We start from the raw sequence: 26,514 nt of genomic DNA, 5'->3' as shown, positions 1-26,514 counted from the left end.
GATATTATGCATCTCCGGTCAGACAAACCATACTCTTTGTTGCGGCATGGGCTTGGCCATGTATATCCGTCCCTGCGAAAAGACCTCAAGGCCGACGTAGCCATCATCGGTGCAGGCATTACCGGCGCCCTCGTTGGCTGGCACCTGCTGCAGAAAGGTATTCAGGCGGTAGTGATCGACCGACGCCATGCGGGTATGGGCAGCACTGCTGCCAGTACTTCGCTGTTGCAATATGAGATCGATACGCCGCTCAATGAACTTATTAAGCTGGTAGGGGAAAAGAATGCCGTGCTCAGTTACCTGCTTTGTCGCCAGGCAATCTATGACCTGCATGAGATATGTAAGAAAATACCTTCCAGGCCATTTTTCAACTTACACCCCAGTTTCCAGTTTGCTTCTTATAACAATGATGTGCGTAAGATGGAACGGGAATACCTGTTGCGCAAAAGGGCAGGTATTAACCTGCAGTTGTTGTCGGTTGATGATATTACCCGGTTGTTTGGCTTTAAAAAGCCAGCCGGCCTTCTCTCTGCTGACGGTGGCCTTGTGGATGCTTACCAACTTACGCATGCATTGTTGAAACATGGACAGGACAAGGGCATGCTGGTCTATGACAATACGCAGGTGACCAGCATCGATTATGATACTAAGGGTGTGACGCTGCAAACGGACTGGGGATACAAGATCGAGGCAAAGGAGCTCGTGATTGCCTGTGGCTATGAATCTCAAACTTACCTGCCTAAAAAAATAGAGAAGCTACATTCTACTTATTCTATCATCAGCGAGCCGCTGTTCATTAATGAGTTCTGGCACAAGAATGCCCTGATATGGGAAACTGCCAATCCTTATTTGTACATGCGTGCTTCTGCCGATCACCGTATTGTTGTAGGGGGTAAAGATGATCCTTTTTACAATCCTGCCCGGCGCGATGCCAACCTGCCCAAGAAGATGAAACTGCTGGAACAGTCTTTCAGCAGGCTGTTTCCCCATATTCCTTTCCGCACCGACTTTGCCTGGGCGGGCACTTTTGCCAGCACACGTGATGGATTGCCTTATATCGGCACCATTCCCGAACGGCCTCATACCTGGTTTGCGCTGGGATTTGGCGGTAATGGGATCACGTTCAGCCTTATTGCTGCACAGATCATCAGCGATGTATTATCAGGAAGAAAGAATGCCAATAGCAGGCTGTTTGACTTTAGCAGAACAGTGGGGACAAAAGTATAACAGGATGACAGCGACGAGCGCATCTTTTTTTAATAACCGAGGTTCTTCAGGCAGCCTTTCAGGTTATTGCCTTCTTTAAGTACCATGTAAAAGATATCTCCCAGTTTCTTAACGCGCTTTTCAATATTGTAGATCGTGAATTGGGAAGGATGCAGGCCGCTCTTTACTTCTTTCCACAATAATGGCGTGGACACAGAAGCACCCGGCACCGGGCGGAGGCTATAGGCCGAGGCCAGTGTTTGCCCTTTGGAGTTTTGCAAGTAATCAACATATATCTTATTGCCTCTTTTCTTCAATGATCTTTCGAGTGATGTGATGCCCGGTAATTGTTCCTGCACCAACGTGGCAACAATATGGGCAAACTCTCGCGCTACTTCGTAAGTATACTTTGCATTCAAGGGCACATACACATGCAGCCCTGTAGCACCTGAAGTTTTACAATAGCTGACAGCTCCTGCCCTATTGAGTACTTCCTGTACTGCCTGTGCCACTGATATTACCTGATCGAAGGTATTTTTATCAGAGGGGTCGATATCGATCATCAGGTAAGTGGGTTTATCCGGCGTGCGGGTGGTAGAGTTCCAGGGATTCATTTCGATGCAACCCAGGTTGGCCAGGTAGATCAAAGTGGCTTTATCGTTACACACAATGTAGTTAACCACCTTCTGTGAAGATTCTGCAAATTCGTCGAACGACTTTATCCAGGAGGGGCCGTCTTCTGCTGCGTCTTTATGATAGAAGCCTTTATCCTTAATCCCGTTAGGATTTCGCTTCAAGGATAAGGGGCGATTTTTAAGGTATGGCAGTACATGATCGGCCATAGCATTGTAATAGGCGATGACATCGCCCTTGGATATTCCTTCATCAGGGAAATATATCTTGGAAAGGTTGGTGAGCTTCAACGATCGGCGGTTGATCGTGACCATGCTCTCTTTACTTTCTTTAGTTGCCTTTTCTTTTACAGCCATAACCGTTTCTTTATTGAATAATTTATGAGGCTTTCTTTTTCTTGGTATCCAGGCTGGCTTTCAACTGCGACATCAGGTCCTTGCCTCTCGAATGTACCACCTTCATGTGAGGTACTGCCACTTTCTTACCTTTCGCTTTCGCCTTGATGAGTTTCATTAACTTATCTGCGTAGGTGTCTTTATAGGCTGATATATCAAAGGTCTCGGTCAATTGTTCGATCAGGGAAAGCGCCATTTTCAATTCATTGGGCTTGCTGGTGAGCTTAGGGATATTCAATTCAGTGGCAACCCTCACCTCTTCGTCGAAGCGGATCTTTTGTAACACCAAGGCATCATCTGCTGCCCTGATCAGACAGAGACTTTCTTTGCTACGCAGCACAAAACTGCCCAAGCCAGCTTTACCAGTTTTATTGAGGGCGCTCCACAGCAGCGCATAAGCGCGCGCGCCTGACTTATCCGGCTCTATATAATATGGTGTATCGTATAGCATGGCGTCGATCTCTGCTTCTTCTACAAAGGCCATGATATCGATGCTCTTGGTTTTCTCAGGCATTGCCTTTTGAAAGTCTTCGTCGGACAGCACTACATAGCTACCGTCCAGGTTATACGCTTTTACAATATTAGCCCAGGCAACTACTTTACCAGTACGCTCGTTGATACGCTGAAATTTAATGTTTGCATGGTCTTTCTTATCCAGCATATCGAGGTCGAGATCGCTTTCCTGAATAGCACTGTATAGTTTAACGGGTATGTTCACCAGCCCGAAGCCGATGGAACCGCTCCAGATTGCACGCATAGTAAATGTTTTAATAAAGATTGTATAAATATGTTGCCTCGCTTCTGTAGATAAGGCTACACAGCGCAACATTTTAACTACCCAGAATCCACAAGACGGGCCTGGGATTCCACAATCTGCCTTAAGGGAACGTTAATTGATTGTTACCTGGTATCATGCAGGCTCTGAAAGGACGCATGTATATCTTGAAACCATGATTTGAAATCACTGTACTAAAAAATTGAAACAAAATGAAAAATGCAACCTGTAGCTTAAAACGAGTACTCCTGGTAGCAGCGTTTACAGGCTGCTTATCCGCAGCCATGGCCCAGGAACAACAAACTACCACAGAAAGTTCCCTCAAGCCCAAATTCGGGATCAAAGGGGGTGTTAACCTTACCAACTTATATGTTGATGATGTAGAGGATGAAAACATGAAAGTGGGTGTAAACGTAGGTGTATTTGCCAAACTTCCTGTTGCCAAAGGTTTCTCTATCCAGCCGGAGTTATTGTATACCAGCAAGGGCTCCAAGCTCAGGTACAATAATATCTTCGGTGATGGTGAATACCGCTTCAATCTCAACTACGTAGAATTGCCGGTATTGGCCGTATTCAACCTGGGTAAGAACTTCAACATCCATGCTGGTCCTTATGCAGCCCTCCTCACTTCAGCCAACATTAAGAGATTGGACAATGAAAGTGGCGAGATCGATGACATTGCAGATCTGGACACTGACAATTTCAAACGCTTCGACTATGGTCTGGTAGGTGGTGTTGGATTCGATATCCAAAACTTCACTATCGGAGCCCGTTACAACTATGGCCTGAATGAAATAGGCGATGGTGGTGTTGCCGGCGAAGCGACAAAGAATTCAAAGAACAGCGCCTTCACTTTCTACATTGGCATAGGATTCTAACGGACCAAGAGAATCCCAAAAAATAAAAATGGCCCCGGTTTAAAACCGGGGCCATTTTTATTGTAATTATAAATCAGAAGCGGGATCGCATTGGTTGTGTTGCCAGCCTTAGTTGGCGCATTCGTTGAAAGTGATCACGAAGGTAGTCCCCTCTCCCATCTCGGATTGCACGTCGACTTCTGCGTGGTGGGCTTGCAGTATGTTGAGGGTAGCGGCGAGTCCAAGTCCCAGGCCATTGCGCTTGGAAGTGAAATAAGGTTCAAAAAGCCGTTGCAGGTTATCTTCCGATATGCCCGAGCCATTGTCTGTAATGTGGACCTGGCAACCGTTGGGATGACCTCCCATTGTGACTTCGAGTTTGCCAACTTCTTCTTCCATCGCCTCCACTGCATTGATGATAATGTTGAGGAAGGCGATCTTGAGCTTTTCTTTATCAGCCGGAATGTATAGAATATCGTCGGGATAGCGTATCTGTAGTTTGATATTCTTCAAGGTGATCCTGTCCATCGCGGCCGTAATGCTTTCATCCAGTATATCCTGCAAGGAAGTTTTCTGTAGCATCATTTCGGAAGGCCGGGCAGTGTCGAGCAATTCGGAAATGATAGCGCCTATGCGTTTTGCATTGCGGTGTATAATGCCGTAATAGTTTACCTGGGTCTCTGTGATATCATTAGCTTGGAGGTGATCGAGTGAAAGATGAATATTGGTAAGCGGATTTCTGATCTCGTGGGCCAGTGTACGCGCCAGGCGACCGGTGGCTGCCAGCTTCTCCGCCATCAGCACAGACTTCTCTGCCTTGCGCAGGCCGGTAATATCGTGTAGAATTCCTTGTATGTATTTGCTGCCATCGGGTCTTTCAATAATAGTGGCAGAGAAGATACAAATGCGCTCTTCCCGGTCTTTATTGAACAGATCGACCTCTACGTCATCTACTTCACCGGTTTGCAACAACAGTCGTAAGGCCTCGGCGTCCTTGTCTTCGAGCATCAGGTCGTAGAAGCTCATATCGGTAAGCTCGCTTACTGAATACCCCAACAGGTTGCAGGTAGCCATGTTTACCGTAAAGAAACGAAGGTCCGCATCGGCGAGGAAGATCGCGTCTTTTGAACGTTCAAAGATATTGCGGTACTTGAGCTCGTTATCGCGCAGGGCTTTTAAAGAACGGGCTTTCTCTACTGAGTACCGGATGCATCGCTCCATCTTCTCGATGGTAAGTTCTGATTTAACGAGGTAATCAGCCGCTCCCACACGCATGGCTTCTATATCCACAGCATGGTTGCCTTTACCGGTAAGCAGGATCATCGGCGCTTCACAGTCTTTCTCTACGGCTTCGCGTAACAGATCGAGACCGGTTTTGGCACCGAGGAAATAATCTATGAAGTAAATGTCATAGCGTTGGTGGCAGATATGATCGAGGGCTTCGTGGTAATTGTAACACCAGTCCACACTAAAATTACCACCTTCAATGTCCTTGATCAGGCTGTTTGTGATAAAATAATCGTCTTCGTCATCGTCTATTACCAGGATACGCAATGGTTGAGCAGAGATAAACATAATAATATTTTATAGCGCTTGTGTTTCAGGCAATATGATAGAGAAAGTAGATCCTTGTCCGGGTGTGCTATCTGCCATGATCAATCCTTTGTGGTTGTCGGTGATCTTGCGGCAAATAGCCAACCCCATTCCTGATCCGGGATATTCTGCTTTTCCGTGGAGACGCTGGAAAAGCTGGAATATCTTTTCACTATAGGTTTCTTCAAACCCAATCCCATTATCGGTTACCATGATCCTGTAGTACAGGTTACCATTACGTAGCTTGAGTCTCTCTTTTTCTATTTTACTAAGCTTTTCGCTTTTGATCGTGATCTTAGGTAATATTCCTTTGCGACGGAACTTAATAGCGTTGCTCAACAGGTTGTTGAACAGTTGCCGTATTTGTGGTGTTACCATCTCTACCGACGGCATGTCATACACCTGTACATCGGCCTTCCCTTCCTCCACTTCGAGGTACTGATCATTCAATACCTCTTTTATGATATCATCAAGGCTTTTGCGCTCGAAAGGATTCTGGGAACGGGTAACGCGTGAAAATTCCAACAGATTATCGATGAGTATCCGCATATTTTCCGCAGATGCCATCATACGGTTCACGTACAGGTTGCCTTCTTCCGATAGCTGGTCGGCACATTTGTTTTTTAACCTTTCCCCGAAAGTGGTCAGCTTGCGCAGTGGCTCCTGTAAGTCATGGGAGGCTACATAAGCAAACTCTTCGAGCTCGTGGTTGGAGCGGTTCAGCTCCTGTACTTTTACTTCCAGTTCCTGCTCATATTGTTTCAAACGCGTGACGTCGCGCACCGTACCCAATACTTTGGCAGCAGTTCCCTGCTGATCTTTCAACACTTTGCCAAATACCTCTACGGGCTTTGCAGCACCATCGCGGGTAATGAGTATGGATTGCTGTACGTATGTTTCGCCATTGGCGAGGATGTCCTGTATTGCCTTATTTGCTTTTTTTACCTCTTCCGGTTGTAAGTGCAGGCGGTAAAACTCAAGCAGGTCTATTTCTTCTTTCTTCTCATGTGGTGCATAGCCTAATAACTGGTACATACCATCTGACCAGGTCATTTTGTTTGTGCTCAGTTCCAACTCCCAGTTGCCCACATTCAGGAACTCTTCTTTCTGGCCTACGATGCGTTTGTAGTGCATCAGGTCATGGAGCATCTGTGTTTTTTCTGTCACGTCGCGGTTGATGGCCACTCCTTTGATCACCTCTCCCTTACTGTTCAGCACAAACTTCATTTTGATGTTGATGATGCGCTGCTCGTTCTGGTGAGTGGTAATTCGATAGGTATATTCAAAGGGTGTTTTGGTAGCAATGGCATTGCTACGGATATGCCTCAATTCTTCGGCATCCGTGGGATGTATATGAGAAAGGTAAAAATCATCAGACAATTGGGGTGGCAAATCGGGTGAATATCCCATGATCCGGTACATACCTTCGGACCATGCTATATTGTCGGTAGCCACATCCCATTGCCAGGTACCAAATTGTAATAATTCTTCGGCATCATTGAACAGTTCTTTGAGCTTTATATGGGTCGTTTCTTCAACGGTCATGATATCGGTTTAGCGATTATTCAACTCCTGATAGAGCTTGATCTTATTGTACAGGGTCTTCCTGTCGATGTTCAGCAATCGTGCTGCCTTGCTTTTGTTGAAGTTTGTTTCTTTAAGCGCTTTCAGGATCATTTCGTATTCAAGATCGATGGATGCCTCTTTCAGGCTGTTCTCACCGAATGGTTTTCTTACAGGGGCTGTTGCGATGGTTTCATGGATAGGCACTACTGCTGTTGGAGCTGCGGCTTCCATAGCGCCGTCGCCGTTGTGCTCAAACAGCAGCTTGCGGTAGTTGCTGATCTCAAATGGCAGGCTTCGGTCTTCTACAAAATCACCATCAGTAAGCAGGGCGGCCCGCTTTACCACGTTCTTCAGCTCGCGCAGGTTGCCATGCCATACATAGTTTTTGAATATCTCTTCCACTTCGGGCGAGAAGCCTCTTATGCGCTTGTTGAGGCCTTCATTGGCTTTCTGCAGGAAGTGACGGGCAAATACCATGATGTCTTCTTTACGCTGGCGTAAAGGCGGTACTTCAATGGTAAATTCATTGAAGCGGTGGAAAAGGTCTTCACGGAATTTACCTTTTTGTGCAGCATCCCACAGCCGCTCGTTGCTGGCAATGATGATACGTACGTCGAGTGAAATATCTTTTGTTCCTCCTACACGGCGCATCTTCCTTTCCTGGATCACGCGTAGCAGGGATACCTGAATTTCGTAAGAGAGGTTGGCGATCTCATCAAGGAAGATCGTGCCGCCATTGGCCATTTCAAAACTGCCCACCTTTTGGTTGACCGCACCGGTGAAGGCTCCTTTTTCGTGGCCAAACAGTTCACTGCCGGCCAGCTCTTTACTGAGAGCGCCGCAGTCGATGGCCACAAATGGATAGCTGGCGCGTTTGCTGCGTTTATGGATCTCCTGTGCAATGGCTTCTTTACCGCTACCGCTTTCACCATAGATGATCACACTGTAGTCCGTAGGGCCTACCAGCACGATCTGGTCCATGATCTGCTGAAATACGGCACTTGTGCCGAATATGTAATCGACATTGCCGGTGAAACCTCTTTTCTTATCACTCTGCACTTCCGCATGCGCAGTGGCCGAACCATTACTATTACCATTGAGATGGGGCGCTGGTTTGGCAGCTGCTGCCGGTGTTGAATTCAAGGCTCCTTGTATGGTATTCAATATTTCTTCCGGAAACAATGGCTTGGTCACGTAATCGTAAGCACCCATTTTCATAACATCTACAGCTGTCTTGAGGTCGTTGTAACCCGTAATGATGATGACCGGCAATGCAGGATATTTTTCCTTGATCTTCAGCAGCATGGTTTTTCCATCTACTCCTTCAAGTCTGTAGTCGCACAGCACCAGGTCAAAATCCGTTACTTCGTCTAATAGTTCCAATGCTTTTTTAGCGGTGTATGATTCATGCGTTTCAAATCCATGCTTGGTGAGAAACTTGTTCATCAGGAAGCATATATCGCGGTCATCATCAATCACTAATATTTTAGGCATATAAATGGGTTTACTTTGGTGGTATTAAAAGCGTTTTTTTTGAATGATTAAATAGGGTACTATCTCCATAATGCCCGCATTTGTGCGGTAGGGATACGTAAAAGTTCTCTATACTTCGCCACTGTGCGGCGGGCTATCTTATATCCTTTGCGTGCCAACACCACTACCAACTGGTGATCGGTGAAGGGTGATTTCTTATCTTCTGCAGCGATGGCTTCTTCCAGGGCAAACTGGATGATCCGGTTGCTGATCACTTCTCCTTCTACGTTTGGCATACCTTCCGAGAACAGGTCTTTCAGGAGGATGTTGCCAAATGGTGTAGCTGCATATTTGTTGCTCGTAATGCGCGACACCGTAGAAATATCCACGCCTATTTCCTGGGCAATGTTCTTCAGGATCATTGGTTTGAGCAATAGCTGATCGCCTTCTTTGAAATACTCATATTGCCATTTTACGATCGTCTTCATGATCCTGAGCATCGTGCTTTCGCGTTGCTGAATGGCTGATACAAACCACTCGGCTGCCTGCAGCTTGCTCTTCATGTATTGTTCTGCCGCCTTATCTTTTTTACCGCACTGACTTTTCACTGTTTCCATCCAGGAATGGTTGATATGCAGGGAAGCGGAACGTTGGCGCGCCAGTGATACTTCGATATTCTCTCCTTCAACAGTGATGATGAAATCGGGAATAATATAGTTTTTGGCTGCAGGCTCTTCTACCCGCACGTTGATCGGCTGCAGCTGGAGTGATGCTATCAGTTCCAGGATGATCCTGAACTCATCTTCATCCAGGCGGAGGCTTTCACGCACTTTTTCCAGTTGACGGTTCTTCAGATCGGTATAATGGTCGCGAATCAACTTCAATGCAGCTGCCACATCAGGCTGTGCGGTATTCATCCGCTCCAGTTGTAACAATAAGCATTCCCGGATGTCGCGGGCGCCTACGCCGGGCGGGTCGAGGCTCTGGATCGTCTTTAACACGCCCTCCAAATCCGAAGCTTCTAACCACTCGCCATATTTGAATGACATATCTTCTGCCAGGGTAGAAAGGGTTTGCTCCAGCATACCGCTTTCGTTCAAAGAATCAATAATGTAGCAGGCTTTCGTGAAGTCCGGCTCGCTTAATAAAAGCAGCCGGCATTGCTCCTTGAGTTGCTGCCTGAAATCGGTGGCCTGTACCAGGGGCCGCTCAGGAACATCTTCGCCGGAGAAATAGTTGGCGTATTCCGTCTTGTAATCAGGAATATCGTCATAACCAAACTCTTCCCAGTCAGCAAAATCCTGCACAGCCTCTTTCTCATCTTTCAAAGTGGCGTCATCGTTCTTGGTTTCCTCCAATAATGGATTCTCTTCTATTTCCTGCTCAATACGATGTTCCAGTTCCAGTGTATTCAGGTGAAACAAATTCAACAGTTGGATCTGTTGAGGAAGTATTCGTACCTGCTGCTTCTGTGTAAGGTGTTGGTGGATCATGTGAAAAGATTGTGGGGTGTATACTACAATCGGCACTCCAAAAAATAATTTTTGCCCAAAAACTGCGTAAATGCCGTATTTTACTGCTTCCTGGCCGCTTTATCCCACATTTGACCCCCAAAACCACCTTTCAGAACTGTAGAACAAATTACACAATTTGGGTAAATTCGTCTATGAAATTCAGGTTTCAATACATTTACGCTTTGTTCGTTTTATCCTTCGGAATCCTGACAGCCCTGTCGGTTGTCTTCTATAAGCGGCTCATGGAATCGACCGAAGCTTCCAACCAGGTAGAGCAGAATTATGCTACCATGTATGCTTTGAGCGAGGTGGATTCTTATCTCAAGGATGCCATTGTAAGTGAGCAGGCTTTTGTGCTTACCCGGGACAGTTCCGTTTTGCAGCCGGCCATGAATAATGCGGACAAGATACCGGGACTTCTTCAGCAGATCGCTAATTATCCCTACACGACCAATAGTCAGCAAACCAACCTGAATAAACTGAAAGGGTTGGTAACTGAGCGGCTACGACAGGTGCGCACCAATATATCGAGGGCATCGCTGAATATCGATGAAGGGAATATCAGACGGCGGCTACTGGAGGGCAAGGTCATTATGGCTGACTACCGGCAGCTGTATGAAAGAATGCAAGGAATAGAGCTACAAACCAAAAAGGTACGGGATTCTCAAAAGGAAGTGAGTCAGCGCAGTACGCCTAACTTCATCTACGCTACTTTCTTTTTTGCAGCAGCCAGTCTCATTGTATCATTTTTCTTCATTATCCGGGAGTTGACGAAGCGGCTGGAATTCCAGCAGCAGTTGCAGCAGCAAGTGGGCAGTCTAAACAGGGCCAACCAGGAGCTGGAGCAGCTTACCAATATCGCTTCGCATCATTTGCAGGAGCCTTTGCGGAAGATCCAGACTTTCTCGAATCAGGTTACCAGCCGATATAAAGACCTGCCGGAAGAAGTATCCATGTTGCTGGGCAAGATGGACATGTCGGCAAAACATATGCATGGTCTTACCAGGGATATGGTCAAGTACTCCAGTCTTATCAATACGCAGGAAACGCTGATGCAGGTGGACCTCAATTATGTGCTCATGAAGGTGGCGGAGCACATGGATGAAAGGCTTACGCTCACGCAAGCCAAACTCATTATTACCAATACGCTACCTGTTATTAAAGGCATTCCTTCGCAACTGGCCATCTTGTTTGAGCAACTGATCGATAACTCGATCAAGTTTTCGCGTAAGGATGTTCCGCCTGTCATTACGATTACCAATGAAGCGATTACCGGCAATAAGATCAGTAAGAAAATCAATACCATTTTCGGAGGCACTATGTATTATAAGGTAAGTGTGGCCGATAATGGGATGGGCTTCGATAATAAGTTTGTAGATAAAATGTTTTACCTCTTCCAGAAGCTGGAGTCTCAACAAGGCTTCTATCAAAGTAAAGGCATTGGCCTGCCGATGGTGCAGCGCATCATGATCAACCATGGCGGTAATGTAGTGGCTACTGGTACTGCCGGTGAAGGGGCCGTTTTCAATTTGTATTTTCCTATTCCTGGTTAACCTCCCACTACTTCTCCTCCATTCACATGGATCACCTGGCCCGTGATGTAGGAAGCATCGGCAGAGGCTAGGAATACATATGCGGGCGCTACTTCATAAGGATAGCCAGCGCGCTTCATGGGTGTCTTCTTGCCAAATTGTTCTATGTGTTTCTTATCAAATGATTCGAAGATCAAGGGTGTCCAAATAGGGCCGGGCGCTACAGCATTTACGCGAATGCCTTCAGGCGCCAGGTTCTTGGCCAATGAGCGGGTGAATGATACAACAGCTCCTTTGGTGGCAGAATAATCAATGAGGTGCTCGCTGCCCCGGTAGGCCACTACCGAAGCTGTATTGATGATGCAACCGTCTTTATCGAGGTACTTCAAGGCTTCCTGGGTGAAGTAGTAGAAGGAAAACATGTTTACCTCGAATGTGTCGTGAAACTGGCGGCTGCTCACTTTCATGAAGTCCTTATCCGGCTCATGGGTACCTGCATTGTTGACCATGATCGATAGCTTGCCAAACTTATCATATACTTCATTGACTACTTTACGGCAGAAAAACTCACGGGCAATATCTCCTTTGTATAAGCGGCAGGTCCTGCCCTCCTTTTCTACCAATGTTTTTGTTTCCCGGGCATCGCCATCGCTTTCGTGGTACACGATAGCCACATCGGCCCCTTCTTTGGCATACAGCACAGCGATCGAACGACCGATACCGCTGTCGCCCCCAGTGATGATGGCCACTTTGTCTTTTAGTTTATTGGATGGTTGATAACCTGGCCGCACAATGATCTCGTGTTTGTCGAGGCTTTCTTTCTTTTTGGGTTTTGCTGCTGTGGCTATTGGCATAAACGCTTTTTGCAGCAGGCTGAAAATCTTATACCTCGATAATTGGGTAACCATCTGTCTGGCCGCCTGGAGCGGCCTGACTGGTTGTGGATGTAGACCGAAATCCACAGGCTCCAATGGTACAAGTGTTGTCCATTATATAATACAACCAATTAACCTTGTTTCGCATGGACACTTTTACCTGGGGTATTATCGGGCCTGGTAATATTGCTACTGAATTCGCCGAAGACCTTCATCTCATTAAGAGTACTCAGCATCGCGTAGGTGCCGTACTATCGCATAATCTTGAAAAGGCAGCTGCTTTTGCTGAAAAGGAAAATGCTCCTCAATATTTTGATGATCTCAATAGCTTCGTTGAAAATGCCCGGGTAGATGCCGTGTACATTGCCACGCCGCATCCTTTGCATCATGAAGAAACCCTGCGTTGTCTTCAACACAAGATCCCCGTGTTGTGTGAAAAGCCGCTGGCAATGAACAGCCGGGAAGTGCAGGAGATGGTGGATGCTTCCATCGGGCACAATACCTTTTTAATGGAAGGGATGTGGATACGTTTTCTGCCGAGTATCGGGAAAGTATTATCGCTGGTAGAAAGCAATGCGATCGGGAAGATCATTTCCATCAAGGCTGATATGAGTTATAAAGCGCCTGATGATCCGGAGGGGCGTTATTTCAATCCCGAACTGGGTGGGGGTTCCCTACTCGATCTCGGTATTTATCCTGTTTTTCTTACGCATCTTTTATTGGGCAAGCCTGCTACTATTAAAGCCACTGCACGCCTATCGAAGAAGCAGATCGACGAAGCGTGCGCAGCAATATTCAATTATGGTAATGACAGTTATGCTTTCGTTGAGTCTTCACTGGTCACTGAAACTGCTTTAAGGGCAGCCATCTATGGTGAAACGGGCAGCATCCACATTGGCAATCCCTGGAATGAGAAGCCTTTGGAAATCATTGTGCGGCCGTATGATGGCGAGGAGCAACGTCATCCCTGTGCCTGGGAGGGTCGCGGTTTGCAGTATGAAGCGGAAGAGGTCGAGCGGTGTGTTCGGCAGGGCAAATTATACAGTGATCAACTCTGTCACCAGTTCAGCCTCGATCTGATGGCCACGCTGGATGCAATACGGCAGCAAACTAATATCAGGTATCCGGCGGATGAGATGCAGCGGCAGTTAGTGCCGACAAAAGCCGGGAGCAACCGATAATAGTAGTTGGGGTACTAAGGTCGCTACTAACCAATGATTAACAACGACTTTTCCCCATTTCATCACTTTTTGTGGAATGGGGTACACAGGAAAGGGTTATTGCAAAGCCAATATGAATGGGCATTAGTTTTTTGATAAATGACAACCTCAACACTATTCTCATGAGGACACAGTATGTTGCAAGGACCCGGCCCAGTCATCGTATCAAACAATTTATTAAGACCAGCTTTGAACCAGCTACTAAACAGCAGGAAATACCAAAGCCAGTTTTTCAACCGGTCTCTCAAGCTAAGCCGGTAGCGAAAGAACCCGCGAGGAATTTGCCGTTGTTTATGGAGCCAGTGTTTAAAGCCAAAGATTTCGATCCGTTATAACTATGGAATGAATGATTAATGGGCAGCGCAGTAATTATACTGCGCTTTTTTTATTGCATAGAAAAACCCGGCAGCTATACTGCCGGGTTAAAACAACCAAATCAACGTCCGCCGCGAAAAATCGTTATACCAAGGGCGGTTTCTTTATTAGCCTTGTGGTATTTTCTTTTCTGTTCTTTCCGTGTCCGGAATTGGCGAATCGATCTCCGGATCGGTACGCTCTGTTGAATTCCCATTGGAATTGTCTCCACCGGAGTATACGCCACCTGAGCGTTCTTCCACCGGCTCTTCTGCCCACTTATTCTGTTCTTCACTGTTCGTGATATCATTCTCCTGGTTGGTTACTTTTGGCTGTTGCTGTTGTTTACCTCCAGGATGTTTTGGATTCTTTTCATCGTATCCACTATGGGCTGTTCCGGTTTGTGTGTTGGAATTGTTTGGCAAACCCTGATCAAACGCCTGCTTCTTCTTATCGATCTGCTCGGATTGCTTGCCGGCTTTGTCTTGTTTGGTTTTTGTTTTGGGATCTTGTATGCTCATAAAAAGAAATTTAATGATTAAACATTTGTGTTCCCATCGTCTCTGTAAAGGCTTAAAAAAACCATACCGCTTGCCCTATGCCGGGCACCGGGAAAACATTCCCCATGGTGGCCGGTGCTGCGGGTATTTGTTCCCCTTTTACCGTTTAGCCTGGCCTATAATGGTACTTTTTGGGACAGATTAAGAACTGGTTAAAGGGCAATGACCGTATTTTCCGAAAAGGGCCTTCCCATCTATAAAAAATTGATCAGGAATTTATTGATTTTTAGAGGGTTTAAGGCGCAGTTCTCTACATTTGCGTAAAATGTGTCACCACCGCTATGCAGAAACTCTTTATCCTCATCGCAGAAGATGATGCAGATGATCGTTTTTTATTACAAACGGCATTCGAGGAAAACGGCTTTACGGATACGCTTGAGTTTGTAGAGAATGGAATTGAGCTGATCGAGTACCTGTCTGGTATTATGAATAAGAAAACCCTGGATATCCAATTCCCCGGGTTTATCCTGCTCGACCTAAATATGCCCAAGAAGGACGGGCGTGAAGTGTTGAAGGAAATTAAACAGCATCCTGAGTTGAAGAAGATACCTGTTATTATTTTTACTACTACCAAGAATGAGCATGAAATAAAGCGATGTTATGAGCTGGGCGCTAACACTTACGTGGTGAAACCGGTAAGTTTTGATGCATTGGTGCGGGTAATACAGGAGATCAGGAGTTATTGGTTCAATACTGCTTCTATCCCTGCGTAGCTGTTTGTGGCTTAGACTCCTTGCGTGTCATCAGTTTTTTCGCGAGTTTACCCAGTAGCGCACCTGCTGTTCCTGCCACTACTTTAGTAGCCACATTACGTACAAGGAAACTTCCTACCAATCCTGTTATCAGACCACTGTTTTTGAACAGCTTCTTCTTGAGGAACATATCTACAGCAATACCAACACCTGTTTTGAGCATGGGATTAGCAGCTCCCATGGCCGTGATGCCGCCTACAGCGGATAGGATGGTTCCTACAGGGGCCAGTTTTTCTTTTACATTCCTGACTCTTTCATTGAGCTCGTTTTTTTGCACATTGAGTTGTGCCTGCAAACGGGCTTTTTCCAGGAGGAGGTCTTCGTACGATTTAATGATGGGTTTACTCATACACTTTGCGAATAATAAAGTTTCTGAATCCTGACATTAGTTTTTTACGGAATGCCCAGATCATCAACATAATCAATAAAAAAAGACCAGCTACCAGGAAATAGCCTGCAATGGTGTTGTTGAGCAATTGTCCCAACCACGTACCTAATGCAAGGCCAGTAAACAATAGCACGAAGATGCCGATGATAAATACTGCCATAAAGGTTACTACCGATGAGGCCACGCCAGATGCTTTGTCTGTAATGTTTACAAGCGTCAACTTATAATAGGTCTCTACAAAATCCATTACATTATCAGCGAGGTTGTCACTGGTAGTAGCATCTTTCTTTACTTCAGCATATTCTATATCTTCTGTTTTTTGCCGCATAGCTGGTCTTTTTTATTCTTAACCAAGGTTTTCTTTTACCCTGTTGTATTTGTTGCCGGCTTCTGATGCCAGGTCTTCTGCTTTGTCCTTTCCTTGCTGGAACAGGTCAGACAGTTGGTTTGCCCAATCATTTGCATTGGTTTTGATCTTCTTTCTGAGGTCACTTCCTTTCTCGGGTGCAACTAACATTCCGATCACTACGCCGGCGGCGGCGGCGCCAACGATTCCTAATAATACTTTTGTTGTTGTAGTCATTTTAAATAGTTTTAAATGATTGAATGATATTTGTATTAGTAAAAAGGATGCCGCCCGCTGGCCATGGGGCAACCGGGGAGAATACTCCACACAAGATTGCGGCACTTTTTTCGTTATAAGAGGTTAGTAATTAAACCAATAATCACCTGGCTTGACGTACAAGAAAAAGATATTGATCGTAGATGATGAACCGGACCTATGTTTATTGCTGAAGTCGTATTTCCTTAAAAAGAACTACGATGTAGTCAGCGCTTCCACCTTACAGGAGGGAATCGCTCAAATGAAGACATTTACAGCAGACATTCTGTTCCTGGACAATAATCTTCCTGACGGCCTTGGCTGGAACAAAGTAGAAAGCTTTCTACAGGTAAATCCTGCGCTTCGTTTATTCCTGATGAGTGGCTACCCGCCTACTTTCCCCAATATTCCCGGCTTTTCGTATGAGGTATTGACGAAGCCGATTTCGTTTGCGGATCTGGAGGTACTTTGATGTTATCTTCCAGCCATCGTCCAGCGGACGCCAAGGAAGCCGCGCATGCCCTGGTTGGCGGCGTATACGTAGTTGGGATCGAATGTAAGCCTGTAAGGGTTATCCGGTGTTTGCAGCACCTGTCCGTTGTTGTCATAGGCCACCTGCTTATCGAAGGGGTCGTTGGCGCGGGCAATGAGAAAGGGTGCATTTTTGGCTGGTGTCCAGTTGAGCAGGTTCTTGATACCGCCGTATATTTCTATCCCTCCATTTAGCTTTTTGGTAAGTTGTAAGTTCTGAATACTCCATATCGGCGACTTTTCACTGCGTGGGTCGAGGTCGGATAGCAGGGGTAACAGCATAGAACCGTAGATATTTCCTGTGTAATCTATTACCCATCCTCCTTTGGGAAAGGTATATGACAATGACCAGTTACCGCTCCATTTTTCTGTAAGTAATTGTTGCTTGCGCGTTTTATTGCCAACAGTATTTTTCTCTACAATGGTTACATCCTGCCGGGTAGCGCCTATGTGTCCCTTTAATGAGGAAGTGAATCCAAATTCTACATTGGCACTTGCCCCTTGTGAAATGGAATAGCCTGTGAGGTTGCTATAGCGTATTTCATTGGGGTTACTAGTATAATCGGGCAATATGCGGTTGGTGAAATGTGTATACCAAACAGATGCGTCGATATTTACCCAAAATGCGGCGGAGTAAATCTTCTTTACATAGTTGAGGTTCACATTATAGCTGCGCTCCGGTTTTAATGTTCCATTAATCACCACTGTGCGTGCGCCTGTGAGTGCCGCATGATCTTCCGTGAAGAGGTTCACTACCCGGAAACCAGTACCGGCATTAAGGCGGATGACATCGTTGGGTGTCAATGAGTATTTCCAGGCAATGCGTGGTGTAAAGATATGTCCGTGTGTTGGGTGATGATCCCACCGTGCGCCCAGCAGTAATTTGTGTTTGCTTTGGAGTGCAATCTCATCCTGCAACAGGAAACCGGGTAAAGGTGTATGCTCCGGCTTGCTCTTATTGATAATGGAATCATTGGTGGCCGGTGTGTTATCATCATAATGGGTGTAGCGGAATACAACGCCTGCCAGCAGATCGTGCGCTCCTATGGTCTTGTCCCAGGTCAGCTGTCCGAAGCCAACCTGCTGAGAAGCATTGTAGCGGGTGGTGCCGTATACCGAGCGCTGGATGTGGGAATTGAATGACCAGGAAAACAAGAGTTTTTCTTTCATGGGCAACTGGTAGTTGCCAATTGTTTCCAGGCGGGAGGTATAAATGCTTTCGGCGTAAAGGCTGTCGCCACCCCGGAATGCTTTCGTCCAGCGCATATCGCCGCCCCAGCGATCTTCGTATACATAGCGTACTGCTATGTTTGCCGACCGGTTGTCTTTGCGTTGAAAGCTGTATTTATTAAAGAGAGATATCCTGTTTTGCAAGGTTACATCTGTGAAGTTGTCATCGTTCTTATCATAGCGGCTGGTGAAGTTGAAATAGTTGACCCCCAGCAAGGCGCTGACTTTCTTAGAAGGCCGGAACTTAATGGCTGCGTCGATGTTGTGCTCATTCCAGGTGGTGGACGATACATCTACTGAAACCAGTGGTGCTTTGGCCGGGTTCTTTGTGATCACGTTGATCAATCCGCCAATGGCTTCCGAGCCATAGAGGGAAGAAGCCGGGCCTTTCACTACTTCTATTCTTTCTACCAGGGAATTCGGTATGCCTGCCAGGCCATATACGGATGAAAGACTGCTCACGATAGGCATGCCATCGATCAATACCATTGTATAAGGTCCTTCCAGTCCATTGATGTGTATATCGCCTGTGTTGCAGATGTTGCAATTCAATTGTGGGCGTACGCCATTGACTTGCTGCAGGGCATCGAAGATAGATGGGGTAGGATTGCGCCGGAAGAAGGCTGGTGTGTATACTTCCACCGGTACCGGGCTCGACAGTTTCTGTACTGCTTTCATGGTACCCGTAATCACTACATCCGACATGACGCCTGCAGATGACTCCATCAATATTATTACCGGCTTATTGGGTTCGATCGTCCTGATCGTGTCTGCCTTATATCCTATCATGGTTACGATGAGGGAAACCGGCTCTGCGCCGTTCCAGGTGATCCTGAAACGTCCTTCTCTATCTGTTACTGCTTTCTGTGTGGCCGCCTGTATTGTAACTCCGGCCAACACCTCACTATTGCCCTTATCGCGCACGACGCCACTGATCATCGTTTGCTGTGCAAATACTCCCGAAACCAGTAAACATCCTGCTATTGTGTAGAACCATTTTTTCATGCTTATACTCACTTATTTTTAGTCTTGTCTAAATTTATGTTTAGTCAAATGTAATATTATTATTAGAATAAACAAAATTGAGAAATAGCTGCGAGCGACGAACTATGAGCTGCGAGCAGGAAAACCCAGAGAAACAGCCACTTAGCTTTACTGAAATAAAAAAGCCTCCGGCTTTGCTTGGCGCAATAGCCGGAGGCTATGGAATACCCTCACTCGCCGGAGGCGAGCGAGGGAAGAAACTCATTCCGCCTTGCGGCGGGAAAGCGAGTGCATGATTGTTATTTCTTTTTCTTCAAGGCGTTGAGGAACACGTATTCAAAGCTAACCTGCCAGCTTTTTTCGGCCATGCGGTGCATATCGCTGTTGAGCTGGAAGCGGTGGCTCATATTCAATTTGGCATTGCTGTTGAAAATGAGCTGTACTGAGGGGGCCAGATCGAGGTAATGTTGTTTACGATCGAGTGTTTGCTGGCCCAACAGTTCCAGGTACACGTTGAGGTTGGTTTGCTTGTAACTGGTGTACTCAACCGGCAGCACCAGATAACCCGCCGACAATGAATAGTTGAATGCCTGCCAGGGGTAGGCGTCCTCTATGTACTTCGGTCGTTTGGTGGTCACCTGCGCCAGGCTGGCCGTACCAGACACTGCCAGCTTATCCCACAACTGTGTGGCGATCAGTCCAGCCATTACTCCGCTAAGGTCACCATCGAGCGACACTTCTTCGTAGTAAGCAGGGTTCACGCTGTGTGTGGCCTCGCCAAAAACTGCCATCCTGAAATGCTGGTGCACCTCATCGTTTGACAGGAATCTGTATTTGGCATACAGACGTATGCTTTCGTACCGGATGTTGGATGAATACATATCGGAGAATGTTCCTGCTACGTGTACCATCCAATTCTTGTTCAGCCCAAACATCAGCTCAGGTGTGTGGCGCTGTTCAACGCGATCATTGTGTATGCTCTTCAATAGCTTGGTATTCCACTTGGCGCTGATGGACTTAGCCGGCATATTTGATGCGGGTTCTGTATATACGTACAGCTCCTGTGTGTAGCCGGCAACTGATGCCAGCAACACTGCTACCATGGTTAGTATTTGTTTCATGGCGGCCGGTTTTATGGTAACTGTGTTTGCAACAGGGCCGTCAGTTCTTTTTCTGTTGGATCAATGGCAATTACTTTTCCTTCCTTGTCGATCAAAAAGGAGGATGGTAACTGTTCTATGTTCCATGCTTTGGCTGTGCGGCTCTCCCACCCTCCCGGCTCGTTCACCTGTATCCAGGTGATCTTATCGGCTGTAATGGCTTTGTGCCAGTCGGGTTTGCGCTCATCGAGGCTAATGCCATAGATCTCAAAGCCTTTGCTTTTATAAGCAGCGTAGGCATTGCGCAATCCGGGCATGGCTTTGCGGCAGGGACCGCACCAGGATGCCCAGAAATCGATGAGTACTACTTTGCCTTTCAGGCTGGACAGTTTTACTGTTTTGCCTTCGACATTCGAGATAGCAATGTCTGGTACTTTTTCTCCTTTTTTAGGTTGTGCATGGAGGGTTGCACTTATGCATATTAACAGCAGGCTGCTGATTATAATTTGTTTCATCAGGTTTTAGTTAGATCGTTACATGATAAATGCGGGCATCGGCGGCGATCCCTTCCTTGGTGCAGCAGGATTGTGCCTTGCCGGTTTTTACACAGGCTTTGCTGGAAGCAGTGCTGTACTTCTTGTACTCTTTTGCGCTTACGAAATCCTTGTCCACCAGCGTGATCGCTTTCTCTCCTTCGAGGGTTTGCTTGTTGATATTGAGGAAATGGAAGGTCTTGCCATCTATCTGCACATGGGCATCATTCTGAACATCTACTTTATTGAAGTCGCCTGTTACTTTCAATTTGGCTACTGAAAAGCCGGCATCTTCCACTGCTTTCTTCATTGCATCAAAGTCAACGGCTTGTCCTTCTTTAAAGTTGACCAGGAAGGAAGAGGTCTTGATGTCCACTTTTACATCCTGCACAAAGGGAACCTGTTCCAATGCTTTATTGATCGCCTTGGTACACATAGCGCAGGTAAGTCCCGCAGCCTGTAGGCTGGCTTTTTTAAATTGTGCATCGGTAGTGAGGGTCAATCCCACCAGCATCACCACCAACATGGTTATGATCTTTCTCATTGTTGTATGTTTTGTGATGATTAATGGTGTCCGGAATGTTCCTGATTTTCTTCTTTCTTGGCTGCAGCGGCTTTTCGGTCGTATTTGCAGCACTCATGGAGCTTGTCGTAAGCGGTATTGTCGGCAGTAAGATCGCGGGTATCGTAACCAGCGGCAGCGATGGCCTGTTGTATCTTCTGGTTGCTTGTCTTAGCAGAGCTGTACGTAATTGTCAGCTGTTTGCTGTCGGTATCCCAGTTGGCGGTAGTGGCGCCGGAGTCTTTGGCAGCTTTTTCGATCGTCTTTTTGCACATGCCGCATTCGCCCCATACTTTAAAGGTTTCCTTTTTTGCTGTGGGATCTTTCTTTTGGGCAGATGCTGTTAATGCTGATGCGATTACGAATATGAATGAGAGAACGATATGTTGTGTTTTCATGATAGTTAATTTGATAGTTTATGTAATTAAAATAATCCTCGCGCGGGTGCGCAGAAGCAGGCAATCATTAACTGATTGTTGTTCTATCAAATCCTGAAAACGCAATTACGTAGATAAACTGTATTGGAGCGGGTGTCGGGTGGAGAATGGTACTTGAGGGAAAGGTATTTATCCACCCCGGAAAGCGGCAGCTGAATGAGGGATTGTTGTACGGGTACTTCGGCAGGGATAGCCAGGAAAGGCACTTGTATCTGTGCCAGCTGGTGTTCATCCTGCACTTTTACCAGTTTGTATTCAGTATGACAGCAACTTTGTTTTTTGTTGCTCATGCCACACTTGCCGCAGACATCATGGTCATCGTAGCCCACTTCTACCGAGGCAATGCGCCCCATGCAGTAGTGTACGTTCACCACTACCCCACTGGCAACGGTGACATACAAAATGGCTAATATGGCGATGATGGCCTTTTTCATTCCGTAGACAAATGTAGAATGTATTTTTTGAAAGCGGAAGTAGAAAGTGTTAAACATTGAGAATGAACAGTTCTAAAAGCAAACCGGTGTCACCTTTTAGAAAGATGACACCGGTTTGGTATGTGGATCTCTATATTTTATTACCGTGTAAAGTGGTAATTGATGTAGATGGTTTTGCCTTCGAAATAGATATCGTCCTGGAGTACCAGCGAGTTGGCATTCACGGATTTAACGGTGAGTTTGAAGCCATCGGTGATCTTCGAAGGTTTTGATCCTGGAGGCAGTTTCTTAAATAAGAATGTTGGCACTCCATTCTCGGTTTGCTGGCCCCAGAAGATCGTTCTTTCGCCTGAAGCGCAGTCGCCGCTGGCTGGGATGGTGTATGAACCGTTGCCACTACCTGTCAGCTTCCATTCGCTGCCAACGAAACAGCTATAGGGTGCATCATCAAATACGGTGACCTTGAAGCCGGTTTTGGATATGCCTTCAAAATCAATATTCGATACTGTCCAGGTTCCTGCGAGGTTTACTTTGCCACTGCCATCGGGCGCAGCCACCTTGCTGGAGGAACAGGCTGTAATCAATAGAATTCCTAACATGAGGGCTGTAACGGGTAGAATCTGTCTGTTCTTCATATTTATTATTTTTCGTACATGAAATTATATATCTATAAGCAAATAGTGCACCTAAAACCAGCATTCAACGGTAATGTGTTTAAATATAATGCTTCACAATTCATCACCTTTTTCCGGCATACGGTACAGCATTGGCTTTATAGGGCCTGGCATGGCCTGTACTTTTATATTCCAATTTATATGCCATGGAAAAAAGAGTATTTGAAAACCCCGACATCAAGGACAAAGTAACGCTGCTCGAAAGCAGCCTCGACACCAATGGAGCTTATACACTGCTACAGGTTGAACTGGAAGCAGGCGGTGGCAACAGTCTTCATTATCATACTTCTTTTAGTGAAGAGTTTACTGCTGTCGACGGAGTATTGAGTATTGGCCTTCAGAAAAGACAATTGCATTTGAAGCCAGGCCAACATACTACAGCAGCCGTTAATCAACTGCATCGCTTTTACAATGCCAGTGATAGGACGATTACATTCAACGTGAAGCTGGTGCCTGGCTCTGTTGAGTTTGAAAAGTGTATCGCCATTGGTTATGGCCTTGCCAGTGATGGCCATACGAAGAAGGGTATTCCGAGGAAGCTGGACCATCTGGCGCTGTTACTCGATCTTTCGAATACCCGGCTTACTGGTTTCTTCTCGCTCATTCTCCCTTACTTATTGTTCCGTGCCAGGAAGGCAAGGCACAATGGCACTTTAACTGCATTGGAGAATAAATACTGGTATCGTCCTTTTGAAGTGCATAGACCTCCGGTGAAGAAGATGGCACAACATTAGTTTAGTTGATGAACGCCCAGAAGACACCTACGCGTATCTGTAATCCCGGATAAGGATAGTCGATGGTGGGTATATTGTTTTTGGTGAAGCCTCCTTGTCCAGGGTTGAAGCTATTGATGTTTTCGCCACGCACATACGCGTTGAAGGTCTTGATGCGGAAGTGCATATACAGACTAAGATCGGGCATGCGCAACTTCACGGTGGTGGTATCCTGGAAATAATATTGTCCCAGCAATGGTGAATATGCCGGTGCTTTGTAGGATGTGAAGTAACGTCCTTCCAACCCGAAGCTGATGTTGAGGTTCTTAAATCCGAGGTTACCATCATACCCGATCGTGTTGCGGGTTGTGATCAACGGTACGTTTACCGGTCCATCGCCGGCACGCTGTTGCAGGATGATCCATGTTTTCCAGTTCCAGCCACGTTTTCCGAAGGGGAAATGTTTTTCGGCTGTTATACGCAGGAGGTTGAATACTCCTGAAGCCTGTTGAGGTTGTATGCGTGAGCTGAAATAAGTAAGATTCGTCACCAGGTAGTAGCTACCCGACAGTTTCAACTTGTACCAGGGTTGATCGAGAGTGGCAAATATATTGGTGATGTTCTCTTTGCTGAAAGTGAGTGGTGTGGCACTGGGCAGGTAAAAAGCACTGCCCTGGTCGAATATGTAGGAGGGTGTGCGGTTCACGTTCTGGAAACCTGCCTGCAGGTAACCGATCTTGCGGCTGATGTATCGTTGCAGGCTGATATAGGCATTGTAATCTCCCGCGTTGAGGCCATTCACATAAAAGCGGCCGTTGGCTTCGATATCCCATTTCTTGTTGCGTGTTCTGTTGCGGTACTCGCCATGCAGGTAAAAGTTGTGTTCTTTGGGTGTAACGCGGCCTGAATCGAGTGTGCCTGTCAGCATCTGAAATGCTGCTCCTACTTTCACGAATTGTTGTGAATTTTTTGCATCGGGAAATTGGTAGATAGAGAAGTCGTTGGTCAGGTCTCTCCAAAGGTCCTGCATGAAGAAAGTGTCGCGTGGCGTTCGCACATCGATGCCGTAATTGTTTTTGTACCACGCACTGTCTACTACATGATCATCTTTGAAGCGATATTTGTATGTGCTGTAGCTTATGGTGTGTTCCAACCGTAAGCGCGGGTAAAATAACGGGATCACCGTGCTATCGGTAACAATGGAATCTTTCTGTCCTATATCATACTGTTGCCGCATGAGGTAGGTGGCATTTGTAAAGAAAGTACCCGTACCAATGTTCGTAGTAAAGAAGTTGCGGCTGTTGACCTGTGTTTCTCCCAATTGCGTTGGAATACTAAATCTTTCATCGTAGCCTGTACTATCCAGGAAACCATAATTCCTGATTCCTCCGTTTTCTCCTGATTGCAGCTTATTGCCGATCAACACCACGAAATTCTGGTAGCGTTTGTTGGGTGACTGGTACCAACTGGTGAAGCGGTAATTATTGTGGTTGACGTTGGCGTTCTGGAAGGTGCCCGGTGAATTGATGAGCCGGTATTGCAGGCCCATGTTCCAATTGGGCCGTACGTTCTGTGTATGTACAATATTGATCAACTGCTCGGACCGCGATCCCAGCAGGTAGTTCATTTCTGTATAGGGTCGTGTGGTGTTATAGAAGCGTGATTCGGCTACCGTGAAGTTGTAGTTGTCGTAGGCATGGAACCCATGATCCCAACCTGCCTGCATGAGGGGTGTAAATAACAGGCTGCGTGATGCATTGCCCAGGTTGCCCAAATTTACATGGAACCAGGGTAAGGGAACTTTTTTAGTGAAGTCGTAAATGGTGGAATCAAATCCACGCAGACGGCTCGAATCGAGGAAACGGAAATTGATGGTAATGGAATCTTCCAATCCCGTACGGTGGGCTATGCTGTCGCCTCCTCCTCCCCTGCCGGCTCCGCCGAGGTTGCCGCCCATGCCCCGGAGACGGTCAATGGCTCCACGCTGGGCGTATGCCGTTGTTATTAAACCTGCCGATAATACTGCCGTTACAATAAGTATATTAATGATCCTCAACACGTATCCTGAAAATTTGGGGAACAAATTACTGATTAATACCGGCCTGCCGGTTTATACAAAAGTTAATCTTAGCTGTTAGCGGTTAGCTTTTTAGCTATTAGCCGCCCATTTCGATTACAGCTCCGCTACCAGTTGTTTGAATATGGCTGACAGCTTGGGTTCGGCGGCAGCAGCGGCTTCCAATACTTCCTGGTGGGTGATGACGTTGTCTTCTTCCCTGATCCCGAGGTCGGTAATGATGCTGATGGCCACTACCGGCAATCCCATGTGCACTGCCACGATCACTTCCTGCACCGTGCTCATGCCTACAGCATCGCCTCCCAATATGTGTATCATTTTGTATTCGGCCCTCGTCTCGAAAGTGGGGCCGGTTACGCCAAAGTAAACGCCTTCCTGTAAAGGTATTTGTAGGGAAGCGGCAATGTTCTTTACTTTCTTTTGCAGCTCCTTGCTATAGGGCTCGCTCATATCCGGAAAGCGGGGTCCCAACTCAGTATTGTTCTTGCCCAACAGGGGGTTCACGATAGCGAGGCTGATATGATCGTTGATCAGCATCAGGTCGCCTACTTTAAAGGCTGTGTTCACGCCACCGGCTGCGTTGGAAAGTATCAGGGTTTGGATGCCCAGGTATTTCATGAGCCGGATGGGGAATGTAACCTGCTCGGGGGTATAGCCTTCATAAAAATGGAAACGGCCTGCCATGGCTACGATCTTGCGGCCAGACAGCTCTCCAAAGATGAGCTTGCCTGAATGGCCTTCCACTGTAGATACCGGGAAATTCGGGATATCGGTATAGGGTATTTCTTTTTCTACTTTGATCTCTCCGGCAAAGTTGCCCAAACCACTGCCCAGCACTACACCAACGAAGGGGGTATGGGGGTACTGCTTTTTGATCCAGGCGGTTGTTTCCTCTAACTGTTGAATGATATCAGCCATAATGTGCGCGAAGATAGACGGAATTGT

Annotated in this window: 27 protein-coding genes; 7 read left to right on the top strand and 20 right to left on the bottom strand. The window is 46.6% G+C overall.

Translation table 11 applies throughout. The features are described from left to right. The first annotated feature begins 6 nt into the window (after nt 1–6). On the top strand, nt 7–1,227 hold the full coding sequence (locus AC5JBY_RS13700) for an NAD(P)/FAD-dependent oxidoreductase (RefSeq protein ID WP_495905166.1): 1,221 nt from the start codon (nt 7–9) through the stop codon (nt 1,225–1,227). 29 nt (nt 1,228–1,256) lie between these two features. Here AC5JBY_RS13700 and ligD read toward each other — a convergent pair whose 3' ends face one another. After that, complete coding sequence (gene ligD / locus AC5JBY_RS13695; protein ID WP_495905165.1) at nt 1,257–2,195, bottom strand: non-homologous end-joining DNA ligase; 939 nt, start codon at nt 2,193–2,195, stop codon at nt 1,257–1,259. A 22-nt stretch (nt 2,196–2,217) separates the two neighbouring features. Then, nucleotides 2,218–2,991: a non-homologous end joining protein Ku gene (ku, locus tag AC5JBY_RS13690; RefSeq protein WP_495905164.1), complete on the bottom strand. Its 774-nt coding sequence runs from the start codon at nt 2,989–2,991 to the stop codon at nt 2,218–2,220. 230 nt (nt 2,992–3,221) lie between these two features. On the opposite strand from ku, the gene AC5JBY_RS13685 reads away from it, so the two are divergent. Beyond that, nucleotides 3,222–3,887, top strand: coding sequence for a porin family protein (locus AC5JBY_RS13685; RefSeq protein WP_495905163.1), 666 nt, complete (start codon nt 3,222–3,224; stop codon nt 3,885–3,887). Nucleotides 3,888–3,995: 108 nt separating this feature from the next. Here AC5JBY_RS13685 and AC5JBY_RS13680 read toward each other — a convergent pair whose 3' ends face one another. From AC5JBY_RS13680 to rpoN, 4 genes are read right to left on the bottom strand one after another with little or no spacing between them, the layout of a single operon-like run. Beyond that, entirely contained in the window at nt 3,996–5,441 is a 1,446-nt protein-coding gene (locus AC5JBY_RS13680; RefSeq protein WP_495905162.1) for a two-component system sensor histidine kinase NtrB, read from the bottom strand. A 9-nt stretch (nt 5,442–5,450) separates the two neighbouring features. Further along, the gene (locus AC5JBY_RS13675; protein WP_495905161.1) at nt 5,451–7,004 is read right to left on the bottom strand and encodes a sensor histidine kinase; all 1,554 of its coding nucleotides are present in this window, start codon (nt 7,002–7,004) and stop codon (nt 5,451–5,453) included. A gap of 9 nt (nt 7,005–7,013) precedes the next feature. Beyond that, the gene (locus AC5JBY_RS13670) at nt 7,014–8,519 is read right to left on the bottom strand and encodes a sigma-54-dependent transcriptional regulator (RefSeq protein WP_495905160.1); all 1,506 of its coding nucleotides are present in this window, start codon (nt 8,517–8,519) and stop codon (nt 7,014–7,016) included. Nucleotides 8,520–8,578: 59 nt separating this feature from the next. Beyond that, entirely contained in the window at nt 8,579–9,991 is a 1,413-nt protein-coding gene (gene rpoN, locus AC5JBY_RS13665) for an RNA polymerase factor sigma-54 (protein ID WP_495905159.1), read from the bottom strand. Between the two features lie 173 nt (nt 9,992–10,164). On the opposite strand from rpoN, the gene AC5JBY_RS13660 reads away from it, so the two are divergent. Continuing rightward, nucleotides 10,165–11,565: a CHASE3 domain-containing protein gene (locus AC5JBY_RS13660; RefSeq protein WP_495905158.1), complete on the top strand. Its 1,401-nt coding sequence runs from the start codon at nt 10,165–10,167 to the stop codon at nt 11,563–11,565. Here the strand turns inward: AC5JBY_RS13660 and AC5JBY_RS13655 are convergent. Beyond that, nucleotides 11,562–12,398: a glucose 1-dehydrogenase gene (locus tag AC5JBY_RS13655; RefSeq protein ID WP_495905157.1), complete on the bottom strand. Its 837-nt coding sequence runs from the start codon at nt 12,396–12,398 to the stop codon at nt 11,562–11,564. The two genes, AC5JBY_RS13660 and AC5JBY_RS13655, sit on opposite strands and share 4 nt — an antisense overlap. 167 nt (nt 12,399–12,565) lie before the next feature. Here AC5JBY_RS13655 and AC5JBY_RS13650 point away from each other — a divergent pair, with 167 nt between their 5' ends. After that, the gene (locus AC5JBY_RS13650) at nt 12,566–13,600 is read left to right on the top strand and encodes a Gfo/Idh/MocA family protein (protein ID WP_495905156.1); all 1,035 of its coding nucleotides are present in this window, start codon (nt 12,566–12,568) and stop codon (nt 13,598–13,600) included. Nucleotides 13,601–14,121: 521 nt separating this feature from the next. Here the strand turns inward: AC5JBY_RS13650 and AC5JBY_RS13645 are convergent. Beyond that, the gene (locus tag AC5JBY_RS13645) at nt 14,122–14,514 is read right to left on the bottom strand and encodes a hypothetical protein (RefSeq protein WP_495905155.1); all 393 of its coding nucleotides are present in this window, start codon (nt 14,512–14,514) and stop codon (nt 14,122–14,124) included. Nucleotides 14,515–14,834: 320 nt separating this feature from the next. On the opposite strand from AC5JBY_RS13645, the gene AC5JBY_RS13640 reads away from it, so the two are divergent. Further along, a complete protein-coding gene (locus AC5JBY_RS13640) occupies nt 14,835–15,266 on the top strand; it encodes a response regulator (RefSeq protein WP_495905154.1) in 432 nt (143 codons plus the stop codon). On the opposite strand, the gene AC5JBY_RS13635 is transcribed toward AC5JBY_RS13640, so the two are convergent. Genes AC5JBY_RS13635 through AC5JBY_RS13625 form a run of 3 tightly spaced genes read right to left on the bottom strand, consistent with a single transcriptional unit; the run spans nt 15,253 to nt 16,276 of the window. Then, nucleotides 15,253–15,654 carry a hypothetical protein gene (locus AC5JBY_RS13635; RefSeq protein ID WP_495905153.1) on the bottom strand — a complete coding sequence of 134 codons (402 nt, stop codon included), beginning with the start codon at nt 15,652–15,654 and terminating at the stop codon, nt 15,253–15,255. The two genes, AC5JBY_RS13640 and AC5JBY_RS13635, sit on opposite strands and share 14 nt — an antisense overlap. Next, on the bottom strand, nt 15,647–16,021 hold the full coding sequence (locus AC5JBY_RS13630) for a hypothetical protein (RefSeq protein WP_495905152.1): 375 nt from the start codon (nt 16,019–16,021) through the stop codon (nt 15,647–15,649). Before AC5JBY_RS13630 ends, AC5JBY_RS13635 begins: the two co-directional genes overlap by 8 nt. Before the next feature lie 18 nt (nt 16,022–16,039). After that, complete coding sequence (locus AC5JBY_RS13625) at nt 16,040–16,276, bottom strand: YtxH domain-containing protein (protein WP_495905151.1); 237 nt, start codon at nt 16,274–16,276, stop codon at nt 16,040–16,042. Between the two features lie 151 nt (nt 16,277–16,427). On the opposite strand from AC5JBY_RS13625, the gene AC5JBY_RS13620 reads away from it, so the two are divergent. Next, the gene (locus tag AC5JBY_RS13620) at nt 16,428–16,766 is read left to right on the top strand and encodes a response regulator (protein ID WP_495905150.1); all 339 of its coding nucleotides are present in this window, start codon (nt 16,428–16,430) and stop codon (nt 16,764–16,766) included. A 2-nt stretch (nt 16,767–16,768) separates the two neighbouring features. Here AC5JBY_RS13620 and AC5JBY_RS13615 read toward each other — a convergent pair whose 3' ends face one another. The 7 genes from AC5JBY_RS13615 to AC5JBY_RS13585 form a co-directional block, all read right to left on the bottom strand. Further along, a complete protein-coding gene (locus AC5JBY_RS13615) occupies nt 16,769–19,060 on the bottom strand; it encodes a TonB-dependent receptor (RefSeq protein WP_495905149.1) in 2,292 nt (763 codons plus the stop codon). 278 nt (nt 19,061–19,338) lie between these two features. Then, nucleotides 19,339–20,160, bottom strand: coding sequence for a hypothetical protein (locus AC5JBY_RS13610; protein WP_495905148.1), 822 nt, complete (start codon nt 20,158–20,160; stop codon nt 19,339–19,341). 11 nt (nt 20,161–20,171) lie between these two features. Beyond that, complete coding sequence (locus AC5JBY_RS13605; RefSeq protein ID WP_495905147.1) at nt 20,172–20,654, bottom strand: TlpA family protein disulfide reductase; 483 nt, start codon at nt 20,652–20,654, stop codon at nt 20,172–20,174. Between the two features lie 10 nt (nt 20,655–20,664). Continuing rightward, a complete protein-coding gene (locus AC5JBY_RS13600) occupies nt 20,665–21,216 on the bottom strand; it encodes a heavy-metal-associated domain-containing protein (RefSeq protein ID WP_495905146.1) in 552 nt (183 codons plus the stop codon). A gap of 20 nt (nt 21,217–21,236) precedes the next feature. Then, nucleotides 21,237–21,632: a heavy-metal-associated domain-containing protein gene (locus AC5JBY_RS13595; RefSeq protein ID WP_495905145.1), complete on the bottom strand. Its 396-nt coding sequence runs from the start codon at nt 21,630–21,632 to the stop codon at nt 21,237–21,239. 86 nt (nt 21,633–21,718) lie between these two features. Further along, nucleotides 21,719–22,105 (bottom strand): HYC_CC_PP family protein, encoded by a 387-nt coding sequence (locus AC5JBY_RS13590; RefSeq protein WP_495905144.1) that lies wholly within the window; start codon nt 22,103–22,105, stop codon nt 21,719–21,721. A gap of 140 nt (nt 22,106–22,245) precedes the next feature. After that, on the bottom strand, nt 22,246–22,740 hold the full coding sequence (locus AC5JBY_RS13585; protein WP_495905143.1) for a hypothetical protein: 495 nt from the start codon (nt 22,738–22,740) through the stop codon (nt 22,246–22,248). Between the two features lie 185 nt (nt 22,741–22,925). Here AC5JBY_RS13585 and AC5JBY_RS13580 point away from each other — a divergent pair, with 185 nt between their 5' ends. Continuing rightward, nucleotides 22,926–23,513: a cupin domain-containing protein gene (locus AC5JBY_RS13580; protein WP_495905142.1), complete on the top strand. Its 588-nt coding sequence runs from the start codon at nt 22,926–22,928 to the stop codon at nt 23,511–23,513. A 1-nt stretch (nt 23,514) separates the two neighbouring features. Here AC5JBY_RS13580 and AC5JBY_RS13575 read toward each other — a convergent pair whose 3' ends face one another. Continuing rightward, entirely contained in the window at nt 23,515–25,551 is a 2,037-nt protein-coding gene (locus tag AC5JBY_RS13575; RefSeq protein ID WP_495905141.1) for a putative porin, read from the bottom strand. A gap of 114 nt (nt 25,552–25,665) precedes the next feature. Beyond that, nucleotides 25,666–26,487 (bottom strand): purine-nucleoside phosphorylase, encoded by an 822-nt coding sequence (locus tag AC5JBY_RS13570; RefSeq protein WP_495905140.1) that lies wholly within the window; start codon nt 26,485–26,487, stop codon nt 25,666–25,668. Nucleotides 26,488–26,514 lie beyond the last annotated feature (27 nt).

It is taken from the genome of Paraflavitalea sp. (assembly GCF_059502485.1).
The sequence above is the reverse complement of the archived record's forward strand: the minus strand, read 5'-3'. Positions and strand labels throughout refer to the sequence as shown.

What these genes read in the sequence shown, in the direction of transcription:
- AC5JBY_RS13700 (WP_495905166.1), top strand. Translation starts at nt 7, where the DNA reads ATGCATCTCCGGTCAGACAAACCATACTCTTTGTTGCGGCATGGGCTT.
- ligD (WP_495905165.1), bottom strand. Translation starts at nt 2,195, where the DNA reads ATGGCTGTAAAAGAAAAGGCAACTAAAGAAAGTAAAGAGAGCATGGTC.
- ku (WP_495905164.1), bottom strand. Translation starts at nt 2,991, where the DNA reads ATGCGTGCAATCTGGAGCGGTTCCATCGGCTTCGGGCTGGTGAACATA.
- AC5JBY_RS13685 (WP_495905163.1), top strand. Translation starts at nt 3,222, where the DNA reads ATGAAAAATGCAACCTGTAGCTTAAAACGAGTACTCCTGGTAGCAGCG.
- AC5JBY_RS13680 (WP_495905162.1), bottom strand. Translation starts at nt 5,441, where the DNA reads ATGTTTATCTCTGCTCAACCATTGCGTATCCTGGTAATAGACGATGAC.
- AC5JBY_RS13675 (WP_495905161.1), bottom strand. Translation starts at nt 7,004, where the DNA reads ATGACCGTTGAAGAAACGACCCATATAAAGCTCAAAGAACTGTTCAAT.
- AC5JBY_RS13670 (WP_495905160.1), bottom strand. Translation starts at nt 8,519, where the DNA reads ATGCCTAAAATATTAGTGATTGATGATGACCGCGATATATGCTTCCTG.
- rpoN (WP_495905159.1), bottom strand. Translation starts at nt 9,991, where the DNA reads ATGATCCACCAACACCTTACACAGAAGCAGCAGGTACGAATACTTCCT.
- AC5JBY_RS13660 (WP_495905158.1), top strand. Translation starts at nt 10,165, where the DNA reads ATGAAATTCAGGTTTCAATACATTTACGCTTTGTTCGTTTTATCCTTC.
- AC5JBY_RS13655 (WP_495905157.1), bottom strand. Translation starts at nt 12,398, where the DNA reads ATGCCAATAGCCACAGCAGCAAAACCCAAAAAGAAAGAAAGCCTCGAC.
- AC5JBY_RS13650 (WP_495905156.1), top strand. Translation starts at nt 12,566, where the DNA reads ATGGACACTTTTACCTGGGGTATTATCGGGCCTGGTAATATTGCTACT.
- AC5JBY_RS13645 (WP_495905155.1), bottom strand. Translation starts at nt 14,514, where the DNA reads ATGAGCATACAAGATCCCAAAACAAAAACCAAACAAGACAAAGCCGGC.
- AC5JBY_RS13640 (WP_495905154.1), top strand. Translation starts at nt 14,835, where the DNA reads ATGCAGAAACTCTTTATCCTCATCGCAGAAGATGATGCAGATGATCGT.
- AC5JBY_RS13635 (WP_495905153.1), bottom strand. Translation starts at nt 15,654, where the DNA reads ATGAGTAAACCCATCATTAAATCGTACGAAGACCTCCTCCTGGAAAAA.
- AC5JBY_RS13630 (WP_495905152.1), bottom strand. Translation starts at nt 16,021, where the DNA reads ATGCGGCAAAAAACAGAAGATATAGAATATGCTGAAGTAAAGAAAGAT.
- AC5JBY_RS13625 (WP_495905151.1), bottom strand. Translation starts at nt 16,276, where the DNA reads ATGACTACAACAACAAAAGTATTATTAGGAATCGTTGGCGCCGCCGCC.
- AC5JBY_RS13615 (WP_495905149.1), bottom strand. Translation starts at nt 19,060, where the DNA reads ATGAAAAAATGGTTCTACACAATAGCAGGATGTTTACTGGTTTCGGGA.
- AC5JBY_RS13610 (WP_495905148.1), bottom strand. Translation starts at nt 20,160, where the DNA reads ATGAAACAAATACTAACCATGGTAGCAGTGTTGCTGGCATCAGTTGCC.
- AC5JBY_RS13605 (WP_495905147.1), bottom strand. Translation starts at nt 20,654, where the DNA reads ATGAAACAAATTATAATCAGCAGCCTGCTGTTAATATGCATAAGTGCA.
- AC5JBY_RS13600 (WP_495905146.1), bottom strand. Translation starts at nt 21,216, where the DNA reads ATGAGAAAGATCATAACCATGTTGGTGGTGATGCTGGTGGGATTGACC.
- AC5JBY_RS13595 (WP_495905145.1), bottom strand. Translation starts at nt 21,632, where the DNA reads ATGAAAACACAACATATCGTTCTCTCATTCATATTCGTAATCGCATCA.
- AC5JBY_RS13590 (WP_495905144.1), bottom strand. Translation starts at nt 22,105, where the DNA reads ATGAAAAAGGCCATCATCGCCATATTAGCCATTTTGTATGTCACCGTT.
- AC5JBY_RS13585 (WP_495905143.1), bottom strand. Translation starts at nt 22,740, where the DNA reads ATGAAGAACAGACAGATTCTACCCGTTACAGCCCTCATGTTAGGAATT.
- AC5JBY_RS13580 (WP_495905142.1), top strand. Translation starts at nt 22,926, where the DNA reads ATGGAAAAAAGAGTATTTGAAAACCCCGACATCAAGGACAAAGTAACG.
- AC5JBY_RS13570 (WP_495905140.1), bottom strand. Translation starts at nt 26,487, where the DNA reads ATGGCTGATATCATTCAACAGTTAGAGGAAACAACCGCCTGGATCAAA.